Source organism: Bacillota bacterium, from assembly GCA_024655925.1.
In the GTDB taxonomy this organism is placed as follows: Bacteria; Bacillota; DTU025; order DTU025; family JANLFS01; genus JANLFS01.
The window spans coordinates 1-2,704 of record JANLFS010000193.1; the positions used below are offsets into that span (position 1 = coordinate 1).

Annotated in this window: 2 protein-coding genes; both read right to left on the reverse strand. The window is 59.2% G+C overall.

Annotation, left to right across the window (positions count from 1 at the left end; genetic code table 11):
* A partial coding sequence (locus tag NUW23_15890; GenBank protein MCR4427636.1) for a hypothetical protein occupies positions 1-792 on the reverse strand: 792 nt, incomplete at its 3' end.
* Positions 793-794: 2 nt separating this feature from the next.
* A complete protein-coding gene (locus tag NUW23_15895) occupies positions 795-2,186 on the reverse strand; it encodes a VCBS repeat-containing protein (protein ID MCR4427637.1) in 1,392 nt (463 codons plus the stop codon).
* Between the last annotated feature and the right edge of the window lie 518 nt (positions 2,187-2,704).

A 2,704-nucleotide genomic window follows, 5' to 3' on the forward strand; every position in this document is an offset into this window, starting at 1 on the left:
TCGGCGCCTGGAAGGAAAACCAGAGGATGCTGACCAACGCCTGTTCGCGTCTTTGGCCCAAGCCGCGACAGCTGCGTACAGTGGTTCGGTAGAACAAGGCAGAGCGAATCGAAACGAATACGAACACTCGCCGACGAGATAGGGCATGCTGGTAATCGCGTGTGGAGGTGTATGCGTGATCTCAGGAATGGGCGGGATCGGGCTGAGGAGATCATGCCCGACGCAAACGACATCATCGTCCGGATCAACGGCCCTTACGAGGATCTCCCATCTCCGAGGCGACTCTGTGGGCATGGGGAGCACCTCCACGCGAGGCGGCAGCCACACGCCACTACAGAAACACCTCCCCATGCACGCAACGCCATCTAACCTCCCAACTGGGACCCGGAAGACGGCGGCCTTTCCATCGGGACCAGGGATCACTATGGGCACCTCGTAGCCGAACGGAACGCAGACAGTTGCCACTCCGCCCCACACCTCTGCCTTGACTCCCATCCCAGTCAGGAAGTCCTGCGTTGTCTCGGACACTAATCCTCCAAAGACCCGTTGGCTCGACACAAGGCCAAGGATGTTAAGAGTTGCGAAAACCTCATAGCACCACGGTGTTAGATCACACCGAGCCTGGAGGCAGCGCATTCTCGTGATCCCGGTGATCGGGTCTTTTACGTCAAGCCAGAAGGCCGCTCTTACAGAACACCCGCCTGGGCAGATACTAGGGCACTCCCCTCCCAGAGCTCCACTGCTTACCAAGACCGCACAGACCACCGACGCGACTAGAACACGCCGTGTCACAGTCACCACCCCCGCACCACGTTGACGAGCGTGACCTCGCTTTCGAGATCCAGTGAAGCGAGCAGTACCAGTTCACGACTGGTACCTCGGTAGACTACCGCCCCATCGACCACGTACCCCCGTCCATGAAGTGTCGCTGACGACGCCTGTGAGAAGTCGTGTGTTGTTCGTACCACCCTGGCCCAAGCCCGACCACCGATCCCGGTGAGAACAACAATAACAGTACTCCACTCCCCGTCTAGCTGTGCGTCGACTGACAGGAAACGCCCCTTCTCGCTCCAGCCGATAGTCAGAGGTGGTGCAAACTGCCCGCGACCGTTGCCAGACAACAGGTAGATGCTCATAGCAGGAGATGCCACGCCAGGCACCTGCGTTTCGGCTTCCGCAATATGAGCCAGCCCAAGAAGAAGGACATCCGCGTGTTTGTCGCCATTGACGTCCGTGACTGCAATATCCCACAGGGCGTCAAGGAAGCTCGGCACCTGGACATCCGTCAGAAGAAGAGGAGAGACACTCCAGCAGTCTGTCCCGCAGGGTGAGATCACGCGGATGAAGTGGCTGAAGCTATCCTCGGCATGGTAGCAGGGTCCGCTAACTACAATGTCGTCGCCCGGCTTCGTCTCATCCACCCAGGCGGCCCGGAGGTTCATAGCGACAGGGATGCAAGCATCATCGGTCCGTCCAAGCGATACATAATACGGCCCTGCGAAGCTACGACGTCCCTTATTGTAGAAGACCTGCAGCCGAAGGTTGCGGGGGTCAAGACACGCAATGTCGACTTGGCCATCCGAATCGAAGTCACCAATAGAGATGAGGGAGGCAGAATCGTCGCCGGGGATTGGGACCACCTCAAGCGGAACTCGGGTCCGGACAAATGTGCCGTCTCCTTGTCCCCAGAATACCAGAAGGTGGTTGTCAAGGTTTTCGAAATCAACAAGAGCTGGCGGTTCTGGGATCGCACTTGTGGTCAAGAGAACCACGACGTCTAGATAGCCATCTTTGTCGAAGTCGGCCACAATTGGTTTCTGCACCCCCAGCAGTACTTGCCCGGGGACTCCCAGTGTGTCGACCAGTCGCGGCTCTTCCGATGCTTCCCATCGCCCCGATAGGATGTAGAACCGTATCTGGTGTTCAACACTCGGTAAGAACTCAGGCCCTAGAACTCCGAAAACCAGACTTGGGCGCTCGATCTCGGTGACGAGGAAAAGGTCATCGTGTCCATCACGGTTGAAATCTCCAGCAGCTACGGCCATCGGTTCACCGATCGGGAGGTGAAATGTTAGGACGTCCCAAGGGGATAGGCTCGAGATTCCATCCGAAGCTAGAGCGAAACCGTGCAAGGGCAAGATAATCGTCCCGCAGATCACGATCCCTTTGGCAAGACACAGGAGCACTGTTCGCCTCCCACACCAAGCTCTTGACGCTCGCTTCATCCCGCCCTCCTTCCCGGCCCCTCCTGCCGGGTAGTCTTACTTGGCCAGGTTGACCCCAGCCAAAGTGTGCTTCGTTCCCCTCGGCCGCTACATTCTAGCGTACTGCCCCCCCAGTCAAGTTTCCCACTTGCCGTGGTGAAGATGTCACCGAAGAGGGAAGAAGGGCGGGTGATCCGGGGTGCCACGAACGGTGTCAGGTCAACCCCACAGATCCGGGCATGCACATCTGCTGCGAGGGGCAAGCTCCTGTCCAGAGTTCGCGGGAGCTGGACCTTTCTCGGGGGCCATCGCTGGCCTCTGCGGTCGCCGCCGGCTCCGAGGCATTGGCCCTGCCGCTTGCTCATCTTCCGAGAACCCACCGCACGGCGAGGAGCCACAGGTTGAGGCTCACCGCTGCCCCGAGCCGGGTTGCGGGCGAGACGGACCACAATCATCCTCACCGCCCTCCAGGTACGGACTCCGTGGGCGCGGTGGGTCTC